The sequence below is a fragment of the Streptomyces sp. NPDC054961 genome (assembly GCF_053609145.1).
In genome coordinates this window covers 36,338-54,534 of the sequence record NZ_JBSGWY010000031.1, presented here as the reverse complement: position 1 = coordinate 54,534, position 18,197 = coordinate 36,338, and the positions used below count along the sequence as shown (strand labels likewise).

Sequence of the window (18,197 nt, the reverse complement as noted above, 5' to 3'; positions counted from 1 at the left end):
CCCGGGGCCGGGCGGGCCGCGCCGCCGCGCGGCCCCCCCCCCCCGGGGCGGCGCCCCCCGGGGCGGGTCGACCGGCCTCCGCGTGCCGCGCCGCTCCCGCCGGTGCGGGCGGCCGTAGTCTGGGCGGCCATGCGGCAGATCATCCTGATGACGTCGATGTCCCTCGACGGCTACATCGAAGGCCCCGACCGGCAGATCGACTGGCACCTCGTCGACGACGAAGTGCACCGGCACATGAACGACGAGGCCCGCGCGATGGGCGGCTTCCTCGAAGGCCGCGTCACGTACGAGCTGATGGAATCCTTCTGGCCCACGGCCGACGCCGACCCCGACAACGCCGGGCCGATGGCCGACTTCGCGGGCATCTGGCGCGCCACTCCCAAGTACGTGTACTCGCGCACCCTCCAGCGGGCCGGCGACAACGCCACGATCGTGCGGGACGTCGTCCCGGAGGAGGTGGCCGCCCTCAAGGCCTCCCCGGGCGGTGACCTGGGCCTGGGCGGGGCCCGGCTGGCCTCCGCGTTCCTGGCCCACGACCTGGTGGACGCCTACCGGATCTACGTGCACCCGGTACGGATCGGCCGCGGTACACCGCTGTTCCCGGAGCTGGACGGCGGACCGGTCCCGCTGCGCCTGCAGGGCACGCACACCTTCGGCAACGGCGTCGTGCAGCTGCGTTACGCCCGCCCGTAAGCCCCCGGTCCCCGCCGCGCGGGGGAGGGCCCGGTCAGCCGGCGGACGCCAGTTCGCCGCTGAGGGTCTTGTGCAGGCGGGCGCTGGGGCCGTTCAGGCCGGTGATCTCCACGGTCTTGCCGCGCTGGGCGTAGCGGTGCTCGATCGCGTCGAGCGCCGCCACCGACGAGGCGTCCCAGATGTGCGCGGCGGAGAGGTCGATGACGACCCGGTCGGGGTCGCCGGCGTAGTCGAAGCGGCCGACGAGCTCGTTGGAGGAGGCGAAGAACAGCTGGCCGCTGACGGCGTAGACCACGTGGCTGCCGTCGGGGTCGGTGACGGCCGTGACGTCGGCGAGCCGGGCGACGCGCTTCGCGAAGATCACCATCGCGGTGACGGACCCGGCGACCACGCCCACGGCGAGGTTGTGGGTGGCGACCACGCAGGCGACGGTGACGGCGGTGACGGCGATCTCGCCCGCGGGCATCCGCTTCAAGGTCCGCGGCGCGATGGAGTGCCAGTCGAAGGTCGCGAAGCAGACCATGATCATGACGGCGACCAGGGCGGCCATCGGGATGTCGGAGACGAGCGGCCCGAAGACGATGCACAGCACCATCAGGAACGCCCCCGCGAGGAAGGTGGAGAGCCGGGTCCGGGCGCCGGAGACCTTCACGTTGATCATGGTCTGGCCGATCATCGCGCAGCCGCCCATGCCGCCGAAGAAGCCGGTGACGATGTTCGCGATGCCCTGCCCCACGGACTCCCGGGTCTTGGACGAACGGGTACCGGTGATCTCGTCGACCAGCTTCGCCGTCATCAGGGACTCCATCAGTCCGACGAGGGCCATGGCGAAGGCGAACGGGGCGATGGTCGTCAGCGTGTCGAGCGTGAACGGTACGTCGGGCAGACCGGGCACGGGCAGCGACGAGGGCAGCGCACCCTTGTCGCCGACCGTCGGCACCGCGATGCCCGCGGCGACGGTGACCACCGTGAGGATGACGATCGAGACCAGCGGGGCCGGGACCGCCGTGGTGATCCGCGGGAACAGCACCATGAGGGCCAGACCGGCCGCGAGCAGCGGATACACGGCCCACGGCACGTCGCGCAGCTCCGGCACCTGCGCCATGAACACCAGGATGGCGAGCGAGTTGACGAAGCCGACCATCACCGAGCGCGGAACGAACCGCAGCAGCTTGCCCACCCCCAGCGCGCCGAGCACGATCTGGAAGGCTCCGGCGAGGATGACCGCGGCCACCAGGTACCCGAATCCGTGCTCGCGGTTGAGCGGGGCGATGACCAGCGCCACCGCCCCGGTCGCGGCGGAGATCATCGCGGGCCGCCCGCCGACGAAGGCGATGGTCACGGCCATCGTGAAGGAGGCGAACAGGCCGATCGCCGGATCCACCCCGGCGATGATCGAGAAGGAGATCGCCTCGGGGATCAGCGCCAGCGCGACCACCAGGCCGCCCAGCACCTCGGTGCACAGGACCTTCGGCGTCAGGACGGACGGCCGGAGGCCGCGCAGCCGCGCGGGCAGGGAAACAGCGGAGTGAGGCAAGGAGAGCAGACCTTCTGGCTGGCACACCGCCGACGGGCGGGCGGGCGTACGGGGGCGGGAGCGACCCTCCAAGGTACCGTGCGGTCCCGCGCGGACCGCCCGCCGAACCCCGTGCGGTCCGCCCGCCGAACCCCGGGCGGTGGTGACCCTCGACCCTCTACCCGGCCAGCTCCACCCGGACGGTCTTGCCGTCGCGGAGGGGGACGACGGACACCTGACGGGCGAGGCTCTGGATGATGCGCCACCCGCGCCCGCCGGTCAGGTCGGGGGTCCGTGCGTGCGGGAGGCGGGAGCTGGTGTCCCGCACGGCGATCCCGATCCCGCCGGGAACCAGGGCGAGTTCCAGGACGAGGGGCCCGGGAGCGTGGCGGACGGCGTTGGTCACCAGTTCGGAGACGACCAGCACGACGTCGTCGTGAAGGGTCAGGGGGCCGGGCGGGGCGTGGTGGCGGAGGAAGGAGAGGGCGGCTTCCCGTGCCGCGGCGATGCAGCCGGGCGCGCCGTCCAAGTCCAGGCGGATCTCGGTGGGACGGGCGTCGTGCGCGGTGGCCGGCGGGAGTTCCATCTCCGCTCCCCTTCCGCCGCGTGTCCCACCGCCCGGGTGCCCACCGCTGCTTGTGCCCCCGTAGCGCCGCCGGGGCCTGCTCCTCGGCTTCTTCCCTGACCGCAGGGTACCCAGTCCACTCCGAAGGTTCACGGGTCCGCGTCCCCGGCCCGGGTGCGCTTTCGCGTGGTCCGCCTCCCCTTGTGATGATCCGTCCGGCGTAACGGGTGCCCATCTAGTGCAGATTCACTACGCTGATCTGGTGCTCATTACCCAGGCTGGGGGTTGTCACATGAGGGAAGACCCAACGTGAAGAGCTCGTTGTTCCAGGTCAGCACCGCGCTCGGCAGCGACGTGACCGCGCTGCGGCTCACCGGCGTGCTGGACCTGGACAGCGCCGCGCAGTTGCGCACCGCCGTCGCCGGATGCCTGGCGCGGCGGTCCCCCCGTATCGTGATCGACCTGCGGGACCTGCGCTTTTGCGACTGCGCCGGACTCGGCGTGCTGCTCGAAGCCAGAGCCGCGGCGGATAGGATCGGCACCGAACTGCGCGTGGAGGGCGCCCGCGCGCAAGTGGCCCGGCTCTTCGCGCTCACGGGCGTCGATGACCTGATCGCCGGCTGCGTGCCGCGTCTACCACCGAGGACCGTCTGATGCCTTCGACACCGCCGACCCCACCGGAAACGGTGCCGCGCACCGCCGGCGCGCGCATCACCATCCTGCTCGTCGAGGATCACGACATGGTGGCCGAGGCGATCTGGATCGCCCTGGACCGCACCGACGACCTGGAAGTGGTCGGCCGCAGCCCCTCCGTGAGGGACGCGCTGGCCGATGCCGAGCGGCTGCGCCCCGACGTCGTGGTGCTGGACCGGCGGCTGCCCGACGGTGACGGCATCGCCGCCATCGCCGCGCTCAAGACCGTCGCCCCCGGAACCCGGGTACTGGTACTGACCGGCGAGGGGAACCCGTCGGTGGCCGCCCACGTCGCCGAGGCCGGCGGCTCGGGACTCATCCTCAAGGTCGGCAACCTGCGCGAACTCCAAGACGCCGTACGCCTGGTGGCGGCGGGTGAAGTGGCCTTCAGCAACGGCCTGCTCAGCGGAGCGCTGGACCGGCTGACGGGCCGTGACGCAGGCCCGGGCGGCACGCTCACCCCGCGCGAGCGCGAGGCCCTCGGCCTGCTCGCCGACGGTCTGGGCACCGCCGAGATCGGTCAGCGGCTCGGCGTCGCCCTCAACACCGCGAGGAACCACGTCCAGCGCGTCCTGGAGAAGCTCGGCGCCCGCTCCCAACTGGAGGCCGTCGCGGTGGCCCGGCGCGAGGGCCTCCTTCCGTGACCGAGGACGCTCCCGTGGGGCAGAGGGGCGCCCTCGCGCCGACCGAGACGGCGTTCACCCTGCTGGTCACGAGCGTCATCGACTACGGCATCTTCATGCTCGACCCCGACGGTCACGTATCCACCTGGAACGCCGGCGCCGAGCGGATCAAGGGCTACAGCGCCGCGGACATCATCGGCAAGCACTTCTCGGTCTTCTACCCGCCCGAGGACATCGTCGCCCGCAAACCGCACCTCGAGCTGGAATCGGCCGTCGCCGACGGCCGGCTGGAGGACGAGGGCTGGCGCATCCGCAAGGACGGCACCCGTTTCTGGGCCAACGTGGTGATCACCCCCCTCTTCGACGAGACCGGCGAACTGCGCGGCTTCGGCAAGGTCACCCGGGACATGACCGAGCGCCGTGCCGCCGAGCAGGCACTCACCGAGCGCCGCCGCCTGTTCACCCACCTGGTGCAGGCACAGGAGCTGGAACGCCGCCGCATCGCCTGGGACGTGCACGACGACTCCATCCAGGCCATGGTCGCCGTCGGCATGCGGCTGCAACTCCTGGCCGACCGGGTCGGCGAGCCCCACGCGGGTGAACTCGCCCAGCTCGACGCGTCGGTGCGCGAGGCGGTGGGCCGCCTGCGCAACCTCACCTTCCGGCTCCAGCCGCCCGGCATCGACCGGCACGGCCTGGTCGAGTCGCTGTCCCAGCACCTCAACGAGGTGGTGGCCGGGAGCTGGGGTCTCGAGCCGCACCTGGAGTACGACCTGGCGCGGGAACCGGCCCCCGAGACGGCGATCACCATCTTCCGCATCGTGCAGGAGGCGCTGCTGAACGTGCGCAAGCACGCCCGGGCGCGCAGCGTACGGGTCAGCGTCACCACCGACAACGGGGGCCTGCTGGTCCGGGTGAGGGACGACGGTACGGGGGTCCAGGCGGGCCCCCACAGCCTGCACGAGCACTTCGGGCTGATGGAGATGCGCGAGCGGGCCGAGACCGCCGACGGCTGGTGGACGCTGCGCAGCGCGCCCGGCGTCGGCACCACCGTGGAGTTCTGGGTCCCCGACCTGCCGACCGACCCGGCGACCGACCTGCCGGCCGGCCTGCCGGAGGAACCGCTGCCCGGCGCCCCCCTCCGGAGCTTCGACTCCCGGTCCGCCTCCCCGGAGCCCTCGTGACCCGGCCCGGCCCGCCGACGGGCCCCCTGCGGGTGCTGATCTGCGACGACAACGACATGGTGCGCTCGGCGCTGGTGGAGCTCGTCGGGGCCCAGCCCGATCTCACCCTGGCGGGCAGCGCGGCCGACGCCGACGAGGCGGTCTCCCTCGCCGCCGCCGGGCGGCCGCACGTCGTCGTGCTCGACGTGCGCTTCCCGGGCGGCGGCCCCTACACCGCCCGGCAGATCATCCGTACCGTCCCCGGCGTCCGCATCCTGGTGTTCTCCGCCTACGGTGACCAGGGCCCGCGTACCGAGATGGCCGCGGCCGGCGTCGCGGACTACCTCGTCAAGGGCATCAGCAACGCCCGCCTGCTGTCCCGGATCCGGGCCTTGGGGTCCGAGGCCCTCGGATCCGCCTCCTCCGCCGACGAAGCGGGCGCCGGCGATGGGGACCGGAGGCGCGGCACCCTGTCGCCCCCGGGCCTTCAGGACTGAAGCGCTAGCCGCGACCGGCGGAAGTCCGCCGGCTCCCGCTGCCTCGCCGCCTCCCGCCGCCTCGCCCGTGGCCGAGCGCGCCGAAGCGAAGGTCGACTGCCGTCCGGGAGGCCCTCCCGCCGCACGGTTCCCTCCGGAAACCGTGAGATGCCTCACGCCGCGTGCGCGGCTACGGCGGGCTCGAAGAGATCGTCAGGGCGGCGACATTTCTGTATTTGTACCTGTTTGGCGAGGATATGCCGCACTCCGCCGGAAACGGAATCTGTGACTTCTGTTTCGCCTTCGCCAACCGTGCTGATGGGGGGCGGTCCTGGCCGTGTGTCAGTCGGGCGCAGGAGGGGGCGCGGCCCGTGCATGCACGATCTTCCGGCCGATTCAAGGCCGGCCCCGGAGTTCCCGTGCGGTGTCACGGAGGCGCCTTGCCAGGCCCTTGCCGGGCTTCTAAGAATGGCGGCTCCTCCGGCGCCCTCGCGGTCCGGCGCCGGGAGCTTCGCGATCACCGAGTGAGGTCACGCATGAGGAAGCACCGTAAGAAGACACACCGGAAAATAGCCGTCGTCGTCGGGGCGCTGGCGATCGTGGGCGTGCCCACCGCCGCCATGGCGTGCCTGGGTCCGCAGGACGCCCGCCCCGCCCGGGCCGCCGAATCCCGGCAGGACGGCCGGTACTGGCAGGGCACCCCCCTCGGCGGCCCCGGCTCGCAGCCGGCCGCGGAAACCCCGGTCGAGACCGGCGCCGCCCCCGACGCGGCTCCGGTGGAACCCGCGGAACCGCCCGCCCAGCCGGTCGTCGGGACCACGCCGCCGGCGATGCCGCAGGAGCCGCAGGAGCCGCAACCGGCGGAGCCGCCCGCCGAGCCTGCCGCGTCGACGGCGCCTGCCGCTCCGGAGGCCTCCCAGGCGCCTTCCGGAGCCCAGGCCGAGGTTCTCGCCCTCGTCAACACGGAGCGCGCCGCCGCCGGGTGCCCGGCCCTCACCGTCAACGCGAAGCTGACGAAGGCCGCCCAGGACCACAGCGCGGACATGGCCGCGCACAGCAACATGTCCCACACCGGCTCCGACGGTTCCGACCCGGGCCAGCGCATCACCCGCGCCGGGTACCAGTGGCGGACGTACGGCGAGAACGTCGCCTACGGTTACAGCACGCCCGCGAAGGTCATGGAGGGCTGGATGAACAGTCCCGGCCACAAGCGGAACATACTCGACTGCTCCTACAAGGAGATCGGCATCGGCCTGGCGCAGCCGGGCCAGTACTGGACGCAGGACTTCGGCGCGACGGGCTGACCCCGCGGCACCGGCGGAGGGCGTACGACGGGGCGGGGCGGCCGGTATCCGGCCGTCCCGCCCCGCCGTACCTCCGTACGCCGCCTCCCGGCCGGCCGGCCCGGCCCGGCCGCCCGCCTGCCCGTCGGATGGTGCCGTAGCTCCGGGCAGCCGGTCCGCGGGTCGGCCTCAGGGCGCCAGGAACCCCGTGAGCGCTGCCGCGACCGCCGCGGGATCCTCGAGCTGGGGGTAGTGGCCGACGGCCGGGGGTCCTGCGAGCTCCACGACCTGGGCCCGCGGCACCCTCTCCCGGATGCGGGGAAGGACATGGGCCCCGCTGATCGGGTCGGCCGGTCCCCACACGAACAGGGTGGGCCCGGTGAAGTCCTCCAGGGCCGCGGTCCAGCGCGCGGCGTGCCGGCGGCGCTCGTCGATGTAGCGCAGCAGGCGCGGGGCGAGGCGGTGGCCGCCGGCGCGCGACGCGGCCGCCCACAGGTCGCGCACGTCCTCGTCGTGGAGCGGCTGTCCTCCTACGGCGCGCAGGGCCGCCGCGAACCGCCGCTCCGTGGTCAGGGGTGCCAGCAGTGGCCCCAGCGGGCCGTGCAGCAGCCGCTGGATCGGCACGGGGCGGTGCAGGTCGGGGTAGAGGCCGCCGTTGAGCCAGCCCATGCGCGTGATCCGTGCCGGGTTCCGGGCCAGCAGCTCCTGCCCCACGCTCACCCCGTAGTCGTGCGCGACCAGGGCGGTGTCACCGGTTCCGTGCCGGCGCCACACCTCCTCGACCAGCGAGGCCTGTTCGAGCACCGAGTAGCGGTGTCGGCGGGGCTTGTCGCTCTCCCCGAAGCCGAGCAGGTCCAGCGTGGTGACCCGGAGGCCGGCCGCGACGAGCGCCGGCACGACGGCGGCCCAGTCGTGGGAGGAGGTCGGGAAGCCGTGGAGGAGGGTGACGGGTGCGCCGTCGGCGGGCCCGTCCCGGCGTACGAAGACCGAGTGACCGCCGATCCGCAGGGCCGTACCGCCCTCGGTCCAGCCGCGCAGCGGCGGCAGCACGCGTGCGGCGCTCATGCCCGGGCCTCCTCGGCGTGCAGGTGACCCAGCCCGTACAGGAGCGTGCGCAGGCCGAAGTCGAACTCGGCCTCGGAGTCGAGCGAGTTGAGCAGCCCGGCGTGGCGGCGGACCACCGGATGGGTGCGGGGGGAGAGGGAGGCGAACAGTTCGGCCATCGCGGCCCGCTGTCCGGCGGTCCGCGCCGCGCCACCGGAGTCGAGCACGGCGGCGCCGATCACGAAGTGGGTGACCGTCAGATAGACGTGGACGGCCGATCGCGGTGACCACCCGTGGTCGAGGAGCTGGGCGAGGGCGTGCTCGCGCGCCCGCAGGGCGTTGGGACCCAGCAACTGCCCGGTGGTGAGCAGGGGGACGACCGCGGGATGCGCCGCGAGGACCCGGCGGAACTCCCGGGCCCCACCGTCCAGGCCGGCCCGCCAGTCCCCGTCGAGCTCGGGCAGGCGGATCTCACCCAGCATGTGGTCGACGGTGGCGATCAGCAGCTCCTCCCGGCTCGCGATGTGCCGGTAGAGCGAGGTGTGGCGCACGTGGAGGTGGTCGCCGAGCCGGCGCATCGTGAGCGCGTCCAGGCCCTCGCGGTCGGCGAGTTCGAGCGCGCCCTCGGTGATCCGGTCGAGCGTCAGGCCGCCCTGGCGTGGCCTGCGCCGGTCCCGTTCGGCGTACCGGGCCTGCCACCAGGCGGGGGACCCGGGCTCGGCGGCTTCGGCTTCCGCTTCGGCCCCGGCTTCGGTGTCGGTGTCGGTGTCGGGGTCGGGTGTCATGAGTACCGCCTACTCGAAGAGGTCGGGTTCCGTGCGGACGATCTCGTCCCAGAGGGGCTGGAAGGAGAACCATCCGGCGAGGGGAAAGCCGGTCTGGTCACGGGTGTGGCGTGCGGCCTCGGGGTCGATCAGGTGCGGAGTGCCCGCCGCCTCCGCCAGGAGCTGCGCCTGGGCGCTGCGTTCCATGGAAAGGAACCACCAGGCCGCCTCGTCGACCGATTCGCCGACGGTGAAGATGCCGTGGTTCTGGTGGATGACGGCCTTGTGCGGCCCCAGCCCCGCGGCGAGCTGCCGGCCGGCCTCCTCGTCGACGACCACGGCGCCGGCGCCGTCCCGGTGGACGGTGTGCCGCTCGTACAGGGCGCACGCGTCCTGGGTGATCGGGTCCAGCAGGCGCCCCAGGCTCGAGAAGGCCTTCCCGTGGACGGCGTGGGCGTGGCAGGCGGCGACCACGTCGGGGCGGGCGGCGTGGATGGCCGAATGGATCACGAATCCGGCCCGGTTGACCGGCCGCCTGCCGTGGCGTACGTGTCCTTCGTGGTCAACGAGGATCAGGTCGGAGACCCGGACGTGCCGGAAGGACATGCCGAAGGGGTTGACCCAGAACATGTCCGGGTGCTCGGGGTCCCGCACGGTGATGTGTCCCGCGACCCCCTCGGAGAAGCCGAGTCGGCCGAAGAGGCGGCAGGCGCCGGCGAGCCGCTGCTTGCGGTGCTCGCGCTCCTGCGCGAGGTCGGTGAAGACGGGGGGCAGGGGCAGCTCGAGGTTCTCCTGCCGCGGCAGGAACGCGCTGCCGCGCAGCCCTTCGTTGCCGTTCGCGCCCCCGGAAGCGGTTCCCGTCGCCGGGCCCGTCCCCGGGTCCGTCCCCGGGCCCGGCCCGTGGTGCCCCGGTGTGCTCGTGTCCATGTCCCCGCCCCACTCCTGCTATGCGTCCGGTGGACTCATATAATGGGTCCACCGGACGCATAGGGCAAGACCCGGTCGTCAGGGCATCCGGGCCCGGGGTGCCGGATCGGGCGAGGGCGCGCAGAGTGAGTGCGAGGGCGCACGGCCGCCGTCGCCGGGGTCGCGGTGACGGCCGCGGAACCGGGGCCGTGCCGGTACAGCGCTCAGGCGCGCGGACGAGTGAGGATGCCAGATGGCCCAGCCCGCCCAGTCTCCAGAGCCACCCGCGGACCACGTCATCGTCCTGTTCGGAGCCACCGGCGACCTGGCCCGGCGCAAGCTGCTGCCCGGGCTGTTCCACCTGGCCCGGGCGGGGCTGATGCCGTCGCGCTACCGCATCGTCGGCACCGCGCCGGCCACGGAGGCCCTCAGCGACGAGCAGTTCCGGACCCACGCGCAGCAGGCCGTGGCCGAATTCGGCCGTTCGCGGCCGGAGGGCCCGGCCTGGGAGGCGTTCGCGACCGCCCTGTCCTTCGGTGCGGCCGACACCGGAGCGGCCGATCCTCTGATCGCAGCGGTGCGCGAGGCGGAGACGGCTCTCGGGGGCCGCCCGCGCCGCCTCTTCCACCTGGCCGTGCCCCCCGTCGCCTTCACCTCCGTGATCGAACTGCTCGGCGCCACGGGGCTCGCGGGGGACGGGCGGGTCATCGTCGAGAAGCCCTTCGGCACCGACCTCGCGTCCGCCCGGAAGCTCAACGCCGCCATCCACGCCGTCTTCGACGAATCACGGGTGTTCCGGATCGACCACTTCCTCGGGAAGGAATCCGTCGATAACGTCCTGGCGCTCCGCTTCGCCAACGGCTTCTTCGAACCGCTGTGGAACCGCGATCACATCAGCCACGTGCAGATCGACGTGCCCGAGCACATCGACATCCAGGGCCGTGCCCGCTTCTTCGAGGGCACCGGAACCTTCCGCGACATGGTCGTCACGCACCTGTTCCAACTGCTCGGGTTCATCGCGATGGAACCACCGGTCGCGCTGGAGGCGGGCGCGCTCCGCGACGAGCAGGTCAAGGTCTTCCACAGCATGCGGGCGCTGGACCCCGCGCACGTCGTGCGCGGCCAGTACACCGGTTACCGCGACGAGCAGGGCGTGGACCCGGCGTCGGACACGGAGACGTTCGTGGCGCTCCGCGTCGAGATCGACAACTGGCGCTGGGCGGGCGTGCCGTTCCACCTGCGGACGGGCAAGGCTCTGGCCGAGGGCCGGCACGTGGTCACGCTCGGCCTGCGCGAGCCGGTCCTGCGGATGTTCCCGCTGGACGCGCGGGCCGCCGTGGACGGTCAAAGCAACGAGCTCGTCATCGACTTCGACGACCCCGGCTCCATCACGGCCCGTTTCCTGGTCAAGGAGCCGGGACCGTCGATGCGGTTGGCCGAAGGCGACATGCTCTTCAACTACCGCATGTCGTTCGCCGCGCAGAACTTCCTGGAGGGGTACGAGCACCTCCTGCTGGAGGCCATGCGCGGCAACCAGTCCCTCTTCACGCGGTCCGACGGCGTCGAACGGCTCTGGGAGGTGGCGGCCCCGCTGCTCGACGCCCCGCCGCCGGTGCAGCCGTACGCCCCGGGCGGCTGGGGGCCGGACAGCGTCGACGCCCTCGTGGCGCCGTACCGCTGGCATCTGCCCGACCGCCGGCCGGCCCCTTCGTAGGCCAGCCGGATCGGGCACGGCGGAAGGGCCCGTTCGGTCAACGGGCCCTTCCGTCTCGCGGTGCTCCGGCTCAGTGGTCGTCGCGCTTCTTGCGGACGGATTCCGAGACGTCGGCCACGGCTTCCTTCGCCTTGCCCTTGGCCTGGTCCATCTTGCCTTCGGCCTTCATCCGGTCGTTGCCGGTCGCCTTGCCGACCGTTTCCTTCGCCTTGCCCTTGATCTTGTCCATGCCACCCTGGTCAGCCATGTCCTGCCTTCTCACGTGGGGGATTCAACGACCCTGCCAATCTAGGAGGAAGCGGTGGATTCCGCCCGTCGGGACGGGGGCGGGGTCGTCCGATCCGGTAGGTGGACGGGCCGGTCCCGGTGTCCCGCTCCGGGTCGCGTCGTGCCGCTCACCCGTTCGGGTGCGGGCCGTGCGGGAGGCGCCGACCGATCGGCCGCCGGCACTCACGCCCCCCGTGTCAGTCGGTGAGGTACGCGCGGAGGACGGTGGCCTCGGACCGGTTGCCCTCCGTGTCGACCACCGTGCCGCGCAGGGAGACGTGGCCGCCCGGCGGCGGGTTCTGGGTGGTGACCGCGCCGTCCTGGACCGGCAGGACCTTCCAGGTGGAGCCGTCGTCGTAGGAGGCGGACACCACCAGGGACTTCAGTCCCGCGCCGGCCGCCGGTCCCTGGACGGTGACGGGGACGCGGAGCGGGTGGCCCGAGACGGTCTTGCCCGTGGCGTGGAAGCCGGTGCCGTCGTGCCCGGCGCCGTCCGCGAGCAGCGGCAGCGTGCCCCACATCCGGTCACCCTTCCGGTAGAGCCCGAGCTCCGCCGCGGTGTCCACCCGCGGGCCGACGACGGCGGTGCCGAAGCGCTCCTGGTAACCGCGCCCGCCCGCGTAGGCGCGCTCACCGGCGTACGAGGTCTCCTCGACCGGGTAGCCGTTCTCGTCAGAGCCGAACGGGGTCGCGGACAGATCCCAGACGACGCCGTCGAGAGTGGACAGGTGCATCCGTACGGTGGCCGGCAGGGTCCGCGAGGACCATGCCGAGCTCGGGCGGGCACCACCCGGGAGCCGGCCGGCGGCCCGTACGGTGCCTTCCTTGCCGAGGGCCGAGGTGCCGTGTTCGACCGTGACGGTGGCCAGGTCCGCGTCCGTCAGATGCCGGGTGTAGCCGGTGGCCAGACGGCCGCCGCGGCTGCGACGGCTGCCGAGGCGACCGTCCGCGTCCGGCGATGGAGAGGTGTGCGCACGTCAATTCCGCCTGGAAGACAGACGATCGCCCGCGGGAAGAACGCGCCACCGCGGTGTCCGCCGTATCGGCCGTCGGCCGATGACCGATCCATGACCGTCCCGCAACCGGTTGGCGATGGTGCGGAAAGCCCAGGCAACTGCACAACACTGCGGTGTGGATCGGCAGTTGGACGCGAGTGGCCACGCGCTGCGGAGCCAGTGCCCCGCGCGGTCCGGGCGGCCGCGCGGGCGGACCGCCCCCGGCGGTCACCCCCGCGCGCGGACGTCACCAACCGGGCGGACCCGGGGGCCGGGCCGACGGCGGCACAGAGCCACCGACCGGGCCCGCGCCGTCGTGCCGGGGGTGGGCGCCGCCCGGGTTAGTCTGTGCGGGTGGAGGCGAGCGACCGGCAAGGAAACGACGAACCCCGTGCCGAGTGGTCCGCGGCCGCTGACGCGCGCCTCATGGAAATGGCCCGCCACCTGCGCCGGGTCAACGGCGAGATGAACGCGCTGATCCACCGCTTCGCCGGTGAGCAGGGCCTGCACGCCACCGACGTCCAGGCTCTCGGCGCCATCCTCGACGCCCAGGTCCCCCTGACCCCGGGACGGCTGGGTCAGCACCTGGGCCTCACCTCGGGGTCCGTCACCGCTTGCCTGGACCGGCTGGAGAAGGCGGGACACGTGCGCCGTGTCCGCGACTCCGCGGACCGGCGTGTCGTGCACCTCTACTACGAGCCGACCGCCCGCAAGGTCGCCTCCGAGCACTTCCGTTTCCTGGCCCGGGCCACCCAGCGCGCCCTGGAAGGGGCCGGCGAGGACGACGCGGCGGCCGCGCTGCGGTTCCTGGCCCTGCTCGGCCAGGAGTTCTCCGCCGACGGATGACCGGCGCCGCCCCGGCCGGCCCGGGGGAGTGCCGTCAGCGCGCCGTCCGCGCCGTCCGGCTCAGCCGCCCCGGCCACCAGGCCTTCGGCCCGATGTCCAGGACCAGCGCCGGCACCAGCAGGGAGCGCACCAGCAGCGTGTCCAGCAGGACGCCGAAGGCCACGATGAAGGCGATCTGCACCAGGAACGCCAGCGGAATGACGCCGAGCGCCGCGAAGGTGGCCGCGAGCACGACACCCGCCGAGGTGATGACGCCGCCGGTCGCCGTCAGGCCCCGCGTCACCCCTTCCCGGACGCCGTGGCGCAGCGACTCCTCCCGTACCCGCGACATCAGGAAGATGTTGTAGTCGACGCCCAGGGCCACCAGGAACACGAATCCGTAGAGCGGGACCGAGGAGTCCGTACCGCTGAACCCGAAGACGTACCGGAACACCAGCGCCGAAACCCCCAGCGTCGCGAAGAAGTTGAGGGCGACCGTGGCGACCAGCAGCAGGGGCATCACGAGCGAGCGCAGCAGCCCGACGAGGATGATCAGGATGATGGCCAGGACGACGGGGACGATGAGCGTGCGGTCCCGCTCGGCGGTCCGCTGCGTGTCGTAGGCCTGCGCCGTGTAGCCGCCCACCAGGGCCCCGGCGTCCGGCACCGCGTGGACCGCCGTGCGCAGCCGTGCGACGGCGGCCTTGGCCGCCGCGGTGTCGGCCGGGTCCTCCAAGGTGGCGTCGATCCGCACCCGCCCGTCCACGACCAGCGGGGTGCCGGGGGCCGACCCCCTCGCGGTGGCCACCGAGACCGAGGCGACGCCGTCGGTCTTCTCGGCGGCCGCGCGTACGGGCTCGAGCCGGTCCGCGTCCGCGATGACGACGGCGGGGTTGCCGGAGCCGCCGGGGAAGTGCCGGCTCAGCTCCTTCTGCCCGGCCACCGAGGGCGCCTCGTTGACGAAGATCTCGTCGAGGGGCACACCGCCCGAGTGGAGGGTGGGCGCGAAGGCCGCGCAGGCGAGCAGCGCGGCCAGTGCCACCCCCCACACCTTGCGCGGGGCCCGGTCGACGAGCGCGGCGGTCCGCGCCCAGACGCCCTGCGATACGTCCTTCGTCCGCACCTTGGCCGGCCAGTAGGCCGCCCGGCCCAGCAGGACCAGCGCGGCGGGCAGGAAGGTCAGCGCGCTGATGAGGGCGCAGACGATGCCGATCGCACCGACCGGACCCAGCGCGCGGTTGTTGGTCAGGTCGCTGAGGAAGAGGGCCAGCAGACCCAGTGCCACGGTTCCGGCGCTGGCCGTGATCGGCCCCGCCGACCGGCGCAGCGCGGCCCGCATGGCCCGGAACCGGTCCCCTCCGTGGTCCTCCCGCGCGCGTCCCAGTTCCTCGCGGTAGCGCGCGGTCAGGAGCAGCGCGTAGTCGGTCGCGGCTCCGATCACCAGGATCGAGAGGATCCCCTGCACCTGCCCGTCCACGCGGACGAGGCCGGCGTCCGCCAGCGCGTAGACGACGGCGCAGGCCGCCCCGAGGGCGAACACCGCGCCGAGGATGATCAGCAGCGGCAGCAGCACGCTCCGGTAGACGAGCAGCAGGATGACGAGCACGGTGGCCAGTGCCACCCCCACGAGCAGGCCGTCGATCCCGGCGAACGCGTCGGACAGGTCCGCCTGCGTGGCGGCCGGCCCGGTCACCTGGACCCGGGTCCCGTCGACTCCGGAGGCCGCGTCGCGGATCCGTTCCAGTACCGCCGGCAGTTCGTCCGCGAGGTCCGGCCGCAGCGGCACCACTGCCTGTAGCGCCCTGCCGTCCTCGGACCGCAGCACGGGAGAGGCGGCGCCGGCGGATTCGGGCCGTCCCTTCAGCGGGGCGAGGGACGCGGCCGCCCTTTCCTCTTGCGCCGCCGTGACCGGTGCGGATCCCGAGCCCGTCCAGACCACGATCGCGGGGAGGATCTCCTCCCCGCGGAAGGCCTTCTGCGCCTGGGCCACCTTCGTGGACTCGGCGCTCCTCGGCAGGAAGGAGGCCTGGTCGTTGGTCGCGACCTCGCCGAGCTTGCCGGCGTAGGGGCCCAGTACGCCGCCGACGCCGAGCCAGGCGACGAGCAGCAGGACCGGTACGAGCCAACGGGCAAGCCGGGGTGTGGGGGACATGGTGCTCCTGGTACTGGATATTTCGATTGCCAAGTATCTCGATGGTCAAGATATGTGAGACCGGGGCCATCCGTCACCACCGTCTTTCCCCGCCGCGCGTTTCCACCCCCTTTCCCCGCGGCGGCCCTCGCTGACTCTTCAGGGCCGGGGCGGCCCGCGGATGCACGCCGCTCCGGATCATCGGCTCCTTCCGCCGGATCCCGGCCGGATCCGGGGGACCGGGTCGGATGACGGCCGTGGCACGGGCAGACCCGGGGCGGCGCGCCCCACCAGGAGCCGGCGGACCCCGGCGTACCGTGGAACGTCCGAGCACGACCCCCGGCCCCGGCGAGGAGCGACGGCAGCCATGCGGACGACGGGCATGCGCGACGAGATCGCGGGTGGAAGCGGTCCCGGGGCGGAGGGCGGTGCGCAAGCCGACGTCGTGGTCGTCGGCGCGGGCGCCGCCGGCCTCGCCTGCGCCCAGGACCTCGTCGCCGCCGGTCTCCGGGTCCGGCTGCTGGAGTCCGATGACACCGTGGGCGGCCGGATGCGGACCGACCGGGTCGCGGGATTCACCACCGACCGAGGCTTCCAGGTGTTCAACACCTACTATCCCCAGGTCAAACGCCGTATCGACCTACGGGCGCTGCGACTGCGGGCCTTCACCCCGGGCCTGTTGGTGCACACCGACGGCAGGCTGCGCCGGATCACCGATCCCACGCGCCGCCCCGGCGCGAGCCGCGACCTGCTGCCCGGCGGGCTGTTCTCGGCCCGCGACCTCGCGGCCCTGGGCCTGCTCTCGGCCCGCGACATGTTCGGGCCGGCCGTCCGTCCCCGCACCCGGCCCGACACCACCACGCGCACCGCCCTGGCCGGCGCGGGCTTTTCGTCCCGGGCCGTGGAGACCTTCTTCCGGCCCTTCCTGTCGGGGGTCTTCCTGGAGGACGAACTCGACACCTCGGCGCGCTTCTTCCACCTGGTCTGGCGCAGCATGCTGCGCGGCACGCTGTGCCTGCCCGCGGACGGGATCGGCGCCGTCCCCGCGCAGCTCGCCACGGGCCTTCCCCGCGGCGTCCTCAGCACGGGCAGCGCCGTCGCCTCGCTGACCACCGGCGGCGTGGCGCTGACCGGCGCCGGGGAGCTGACCGCCCGCGCGGTCGTCGTGGCCACCGGGTCGGCGGCCGCGGCACGGCTCCTCCCCGGGCTCGACGCCGATCGCTCCCCGCGTACGGTCACCACCCTCTACCACGCGGTCGAGCGCTCGCCGCTCACGGAACCGACCCTCGTGATCGACGCCCGGCGCCGCTTCCTGAACACCTGCGTGCTCACCGAACTCCACCGCGGATACGCCGCGGACGGCCGCTCGCTCGTGTCGACCTCCGTGCTCGGCGCGCCCGGCCCGGCGGAGGAGGGAGCGGTCCTCGCCGCGCTCGGCGAGGTGTACGGCGCGGACACCTCGAACTGGCAGCCCGTCCACCGCGTCACCGTCCGCGACGCGCTTCCCGCCATGCTCCCGTCCCGGGCGCTGTCCCGGACCACCCGGTTCGCCCCCGGCCGCTACGTCTGCGGGGACCACCGGGCGACGGGCTCGCTGCAGGGCGCCCTCGCGTCCGGCGCCCGGGCGGCGCGCGAGGTGCTCGCCGATCTGCGGTCCCCGGCGGGCCAGGCGCCGGTGCCGGGGGCGACCCCGGCGGAACGCCGCGGCAGGGGATGACCGCTCATGGCGCATGACACCGTCTCGATCGCACCGTTGCCGGTCACCGACGAGGCCGGGCTCGACGCGTTCCGTCCGCTGTGGCAGCAGGCACGGGCCGCCGCGTCCTTCGCGCATCCGTCCAGTCTGGCACCGGGCGACGGCCCGTGCGGCCGGCGGCCGGACCGCCTCCCCATAGCGTCCCTATGCGGGATCCTCGGCGCATATGCCGTTGATCTTTAGGCTTGAAACTCGCTATCTGGAACCGAGCGTCAACCCGTAGTAATGGCTTCGGCGGCCTGACCGGCCGTATACGACCACAAGGAGCCGTCACCCATGACTCGCTTTCGCACCACGTGCATGGCCCTCGCCGGCGCCGCGGCGATGTTCGCCCTGACCGCCGCGCCCGCCCACGCCGCCCCCGGCGACGTGACCACCTCCTGCGCGAGCGTGGTCACCCCGAGCGGCTTCGTCGACGTCAGCTGGGGTTACAGCAACAGCTGCGGCACGCAGAGCTTCAGCCCGAACATCAAGCAGATAAAGCAGCTCACCGGGCTGCCCGTCGGCACCGTGGTCCAGGCCTGCGGTTCCACCTACCAGCCCTTCGGCTGGGTTCAGACCGCCTCGTACTACAGCAGCAGCTGCGTCTACACCTCCAACCCCAGCTTCAACAACAATGCCTGGACGCTCAAGCGCGTCTCCTGATCCGTCGGCCGGTCCTTCGTCCGCCCGGTCGTGGGGGGGGGGGGGGGCGGCCGGGGGGGGGCGGGGGGGGCGCGCGGGCGGGGGGGGGGGGCGCGCGCGCGCGCCCGGGGGGGGGGGGGGGGGGGGTGTGGGGGGGTC

18 protein-coding genes are annotated in these 18,197 nt (G+C 73.2%); 10 read left to right on the top strand and 8 right to left on the bottom strand.

Annotated elements, in window-relative coordinates; genetic code table 11:
- Positions 1-129 precede the first annotated feature (129 nt).
- Positions 130-693 carry a dihydrofolate reductase family protein gene (locus tag ACWF9Z_RS25435; protein ID WP_453605501.1) on the top strand — a complete coding sequence of 188 codons (564 nt, stop codon included), beginning with the start codon at positions 130-132 and terminating at the stop codon, positions 691-693.
- A gap of 34 nt (positions 694-727) precedes the next feature.
- Here the strand turns inward: ACWF9Z_RS25435 and ACWF9Z_RS25430 are convergent, their stop codons facing one another.
- Together ACWF9Z_RS25430 and ACWF9Z_RS25425 are read right to left on the bottom strand one after the other, a co-directional pair.
- Positions 728-2,230, bottom strand: coding sequence for a SulP family inorganic anion transporter (locus tag ACWF9Z_RS25430; protein ID WP_453605499.1), 1,503 nt, complete (start codon positions 2,228-2,230; stop codon positions 728-730).
- Positions 2,231-2,387: 157 nt separating this feature from the next.
- Positions 2,388-2,795, bottom strand: a complete 408-nt coding sequence (locus tag ACWF9Z_RS25425; protein ID WP_453605497.1) for an ATP-binding protein — start codon at positions 2,793-2,795, stop codon at positions 2,388-2,390.
- A 288-nt stretch (positions 2,796-3,083) separates the two neighbouring features.
- Between ACWF9Z_RS25425 and ACWF9Z_RS25420 the strand changes: the two genes are divergently transcribed.
- The 5 genes from ACWF9Z_RS25420 to ACWF9Z_RS25400 all read left to right on the top strand — a co-directional run bounded on the left by ACWF9Z_RS25420 (position 3,084) and on the right by ACWF9Z_RS25400 (position 7,033).
- Positions 3,084-3,428 (top strand): STAS domain-containing protein, encoded by a 345-nt coding sequence (locus ACWF9Z_RS25420; RefSeq protein WP_453605495.1) that lies wholly within the window; start codon positions 3,084-3,086, stop codon positions 3,426-3,428.
- A complete protein-coding gene (locus ACWF9Z_RS25415) occupies positions 3,428-4,111 on the top strand; it encodes a response regulator transcription factor (RefSeq protein ID WP_453605494.1) in 684 nt (227 codons plus the stop codon). Before ACWF9Z_RS25420 ends, ACWF9Z_RS25415 begins: the two co-directional genes overlap by 1 nt.
- Before the next feature lie 14 nt (positions 4,112-4,125).
- Entirely contained in the window at positions 4,126-5,274 is a 1,149-nt protein-coding gene (locus ACWF9Z_RS25410) for a PAS domain-containing sensor histidine kinase (protein ID WP_453605492.1), read from the top strand.
- Positions 5,271-5,750, top strand: a complete 480-nt coding sequence (locus tag ACWF9Z_RS25405) for a response regulator (protein ID WP_453605490.1) — start codon at positions 5,271-5,273, stop codon at positions 5,748-5,750. Before ACWF9Z_RS25410 ends, ACWF9Z_RS25405 begins: the two co-directional genes overlap by 4 nt.
- A 515-nt stretch (positions 5,751-6,265) precedes the next feature.
- Positions 6,266-7,033, top strand: a complete 768-nt coding sequence (locus tag ACWF9Z_RS25400) for a CAP domain-containing protein (protein ID WP_453605489.1) — start codon at positions 6,266-6,268, stop codon at positions 7,031-7,033.
- A gap of 168 nt (positions 7,034-7,201) precedes the next feature.
- Here ACWF9Z_RS25400 and ACWF9Z_RS25395 read toward each other — a convergent pair whose 3' ends face one another.
- Genes ACWF9Z_RS25395 through ACWF9Z_RS25385 form a run of 3 tightly spaced genes read right to left on the bottom strand, consistent with a single transcriptional unit; the run spans position 7,202 to position 9,747 of the window.
- Positions 7,202-8,077, bottom strand: coding sequence for an alpha/beta fold hydrolase (locus tag ACWF9Z_RS25395; RefSeq protein WP_453605487.1), 876 nt, complete (start codon positions 8,075-8,077; stop codon positions 7,202-7,204).
- A complete protein-coding gene (locus ACWF9Z_RS25390; protein ID WP_453605485.1) occupies positions 8,074-8,841 on the bottom strand; it encodes a TetR/AcrR family transcriptional regulator in 768 nt (255 codons plus the stop codon). The genes ACWF9Z_RS25395 and ACWF9Z_RS25390 overlap by 4 nt, the downstream gene beginning before the upstream one ends.
- Positions 8,842-8,850: 9 nt before the next feature.
- The gene (locus tag ACWF9Z_RS25385) at positions 8,851-9,747 is read right to left on the bottom strand and encodes a class II aldolase/adducin family protein (RefSeq protein WP_453605483.1); all 897 of its coding nucleotides are present in this window, start codon (positions 9,745-9,747) and stop codon (positions 8,851-8,853) included.
- 232 nt (positions 9,748-9,979) lie between these two features.
- Between ACWF9Z_RS25385 and zwf the strand changes: the two genes are divergently transcribed.
- The gene (gene zwf / locus ACWF9Z_RS25380; RefSeq protein WP_453605482.1) at positions 9,980-11,440 is read left to right on the top strand and encodes a glucose-6-phosphate dehydrogenase; all 1,461 of its coding nucleotides are present in this window, start codon (positions 9,980-9,982) and stop codon (positions 11,438-11,440) included.
- Between the two features lie 70 nt (positions 11,441-11,510).
- On the opposite strand, the gene ACWF9Z_RS25375 is transcribed toward zwf, so the two are convergent.
- Both ACWF9Z_RS25375 and ACWF9Z_RS25370 read right to left on the bottom strand, forming a co-directional pair.
- Positions 11,511-11,687, bottom strand: a complete 177-nt coding sequence (locus tag ACWF9Z_RS25375; protein WP_453605480.1) for a CsbD family protein — start codon at positions 11,685-11,687, stop codon at positions 11,511-11,513.
- Positions 11,688-11,904: 217 nt separating this feature from the next.
- Positions 11,905-12,441 (bottom strand): hypothetical protein, encoded by a 537-nt coding sequence (locus ACWF9Z_RS25370; RefSeq protein ID WP_453605478.1) that lies wholly within the window; start codon positions 12,439-12,441, stop codon positions 11,905-11,907.
- 615 nt (positions 12,442-13,056) lie between these two features.
- Here ACWF9Z_RS25370 and ACWF9Z_RS25365 point away from each other — a divergent pair.
- The gene (locus ACWF9Z_RS25365) at positions 13,057-13,548 is read left to right on the top strand and encodes a MarR family winged helix-turn-helix transcriptional regulator (RefSeq protein ID WP_453605477.1); all 492 of its coding nucleotides are present in this window, start codon (positions 13,057-13,059) and stop codon (positions 13,546-13,548) included.
- A 34-nt stretch (positions 13,549-13,582) separates the two neighbouring features.
- Here the strand turns inward: ACWF9Z_RS25365 and ACWF9Z_RS25360 are convergent, their stop codons facing one another.
- Entirely contained in the window at positions 13,583-15,679 is a 2,097-nt protein-coding gene (locus ACWF9Z_RS25360) for an MMPL family transporter (RefSeq protein WP_453605475.1), read from the bottom strand.
- A gap of 361 nt (positions 15,680-16,040) precedes the next feature.
- On the opposite strand from ACWF9Z_RS25360, the gene ACWF9Z_RS25355 reads away from it, so the two are divergent.
- Together ACWF9Z_RS25355 and ACWF9Z_RS25350 are read left to right on the top strand one after the other, a co-directional pair.
- Positions 16,041-17,375 (top strand): NAD(P)/FAD-dependent oxidoreductase, encoded by a 1,335-nt coding sequence (locus ACWF9Z_RS25355; RefSeq protein ID WP_453605583.1) that lies wholly within the window; start codon positions 16,041-16,043, stop codon positions 17,373-17,375.
- Between the two features lie 315 nt (positions 17,376-17,690).
- Positions 17,691-18,059, top strand: a complete 369-nt coding sequence (locus ACWF9Z_RS25350; RefSeq protein WP_453605473.1) for a hypothetical protein — start codon at positions 17,691-17,693, stop codon at positions 18,057-18,059.
- Positions 18,060-18,197 lie beyond the last annotated feature (138 nt).

Coding starts and splice junctions, on each gene's coding strand:
- ACWF9Z_RS25425 (WP_453605497.1), bottom strand. CDS start 2,795: ATGGAACTCCCGCCGGCCACCGCGCACGACGCCCGTCCCACCGAGATC.
- zwf (WP_453605482.1), top strand. CDS start 9,980: ATGGCCCAGCCCGCCCAGTCTCCAGAGCCACCCGCGGACCACGTCATC.
- ACWF9Z_RS25390 (WP_453605485.1), bottom strand. CDS start 8,841: ATGACACCCGACCCCGACACCGACACCGACACCGAAGCCGGGGCCGAA.
- ACWF9Z_RS25360 (WP_453605475.1), bottom strand. CDS start 15,679: ATGTCCCCCACACCCCGGCTTGCCCGTTGGCTCGTACCGGTCCTGCTG.
- ACWF9Z_RS25350 (WP_453605473.1), top strand. CDS start 17,691: ATGACTCGCTTTCGCACCACGTGCATGGCCCTCGCCGGCGCCGCGGCG.
- ACWF9Z_RS25370 (WP_453605478.1), bottom strand. CDS start 12,441: ATGCACCTGTCCACTCTCGACGGCGTCGTCTGGGATCTGTCCGCGACC.
- ACWF9Z_RS25375 (WP_453605480.1), bottom strand. CDS start 11,687: ATGGCTGACCAGGGTGGCATGGACAAGATCAAGGGCAAGGCGAAGGAA.
- ACWF9Z_RS25400 (WP_453605489.1), top strand. CDS start 6,266: ATGAGGAAGCACCGTAAGAAGACACACCGGAAAATAGCCGTCGTCGTC.
- ACWF9Z_RS25385 (WP_453605483.1), bottom strand. CDS start 9,747: ATGGACACGAGCACACCGGGGCACCACGGGCCGGGCCCGGGGACGGAC.
- ACWF9Z_RS25415 (WP_453605494.1), top strand. CDS start 3,428: ATGCCTTCGACACCGCCGACCCCACCGGAAACGGTGCCGCGCACCGCC.
- ACWF9Z_RS25435 (WP_453605501.1), top strand. CDS start 130: ATGCGGCAGATCATCCTGATGACGTCGATGTCCCTCGACGGCTACATC.
- ACWF9Z_RS25355 (WP_453605583.1), top strand. CDS start 16,041: ATGCGCGACGAGATCGCGGGTGGAAGCGGTCCCGGGGCGGAGGGCGGT.
- ACWF9Z_RS25395 (WP_453605487.1), bottom strand. CDS start 8,077: ATGAGCGCCGCACGCGTGCTGCCGCCGCTGCGCGGCTGGACCGAGGGC.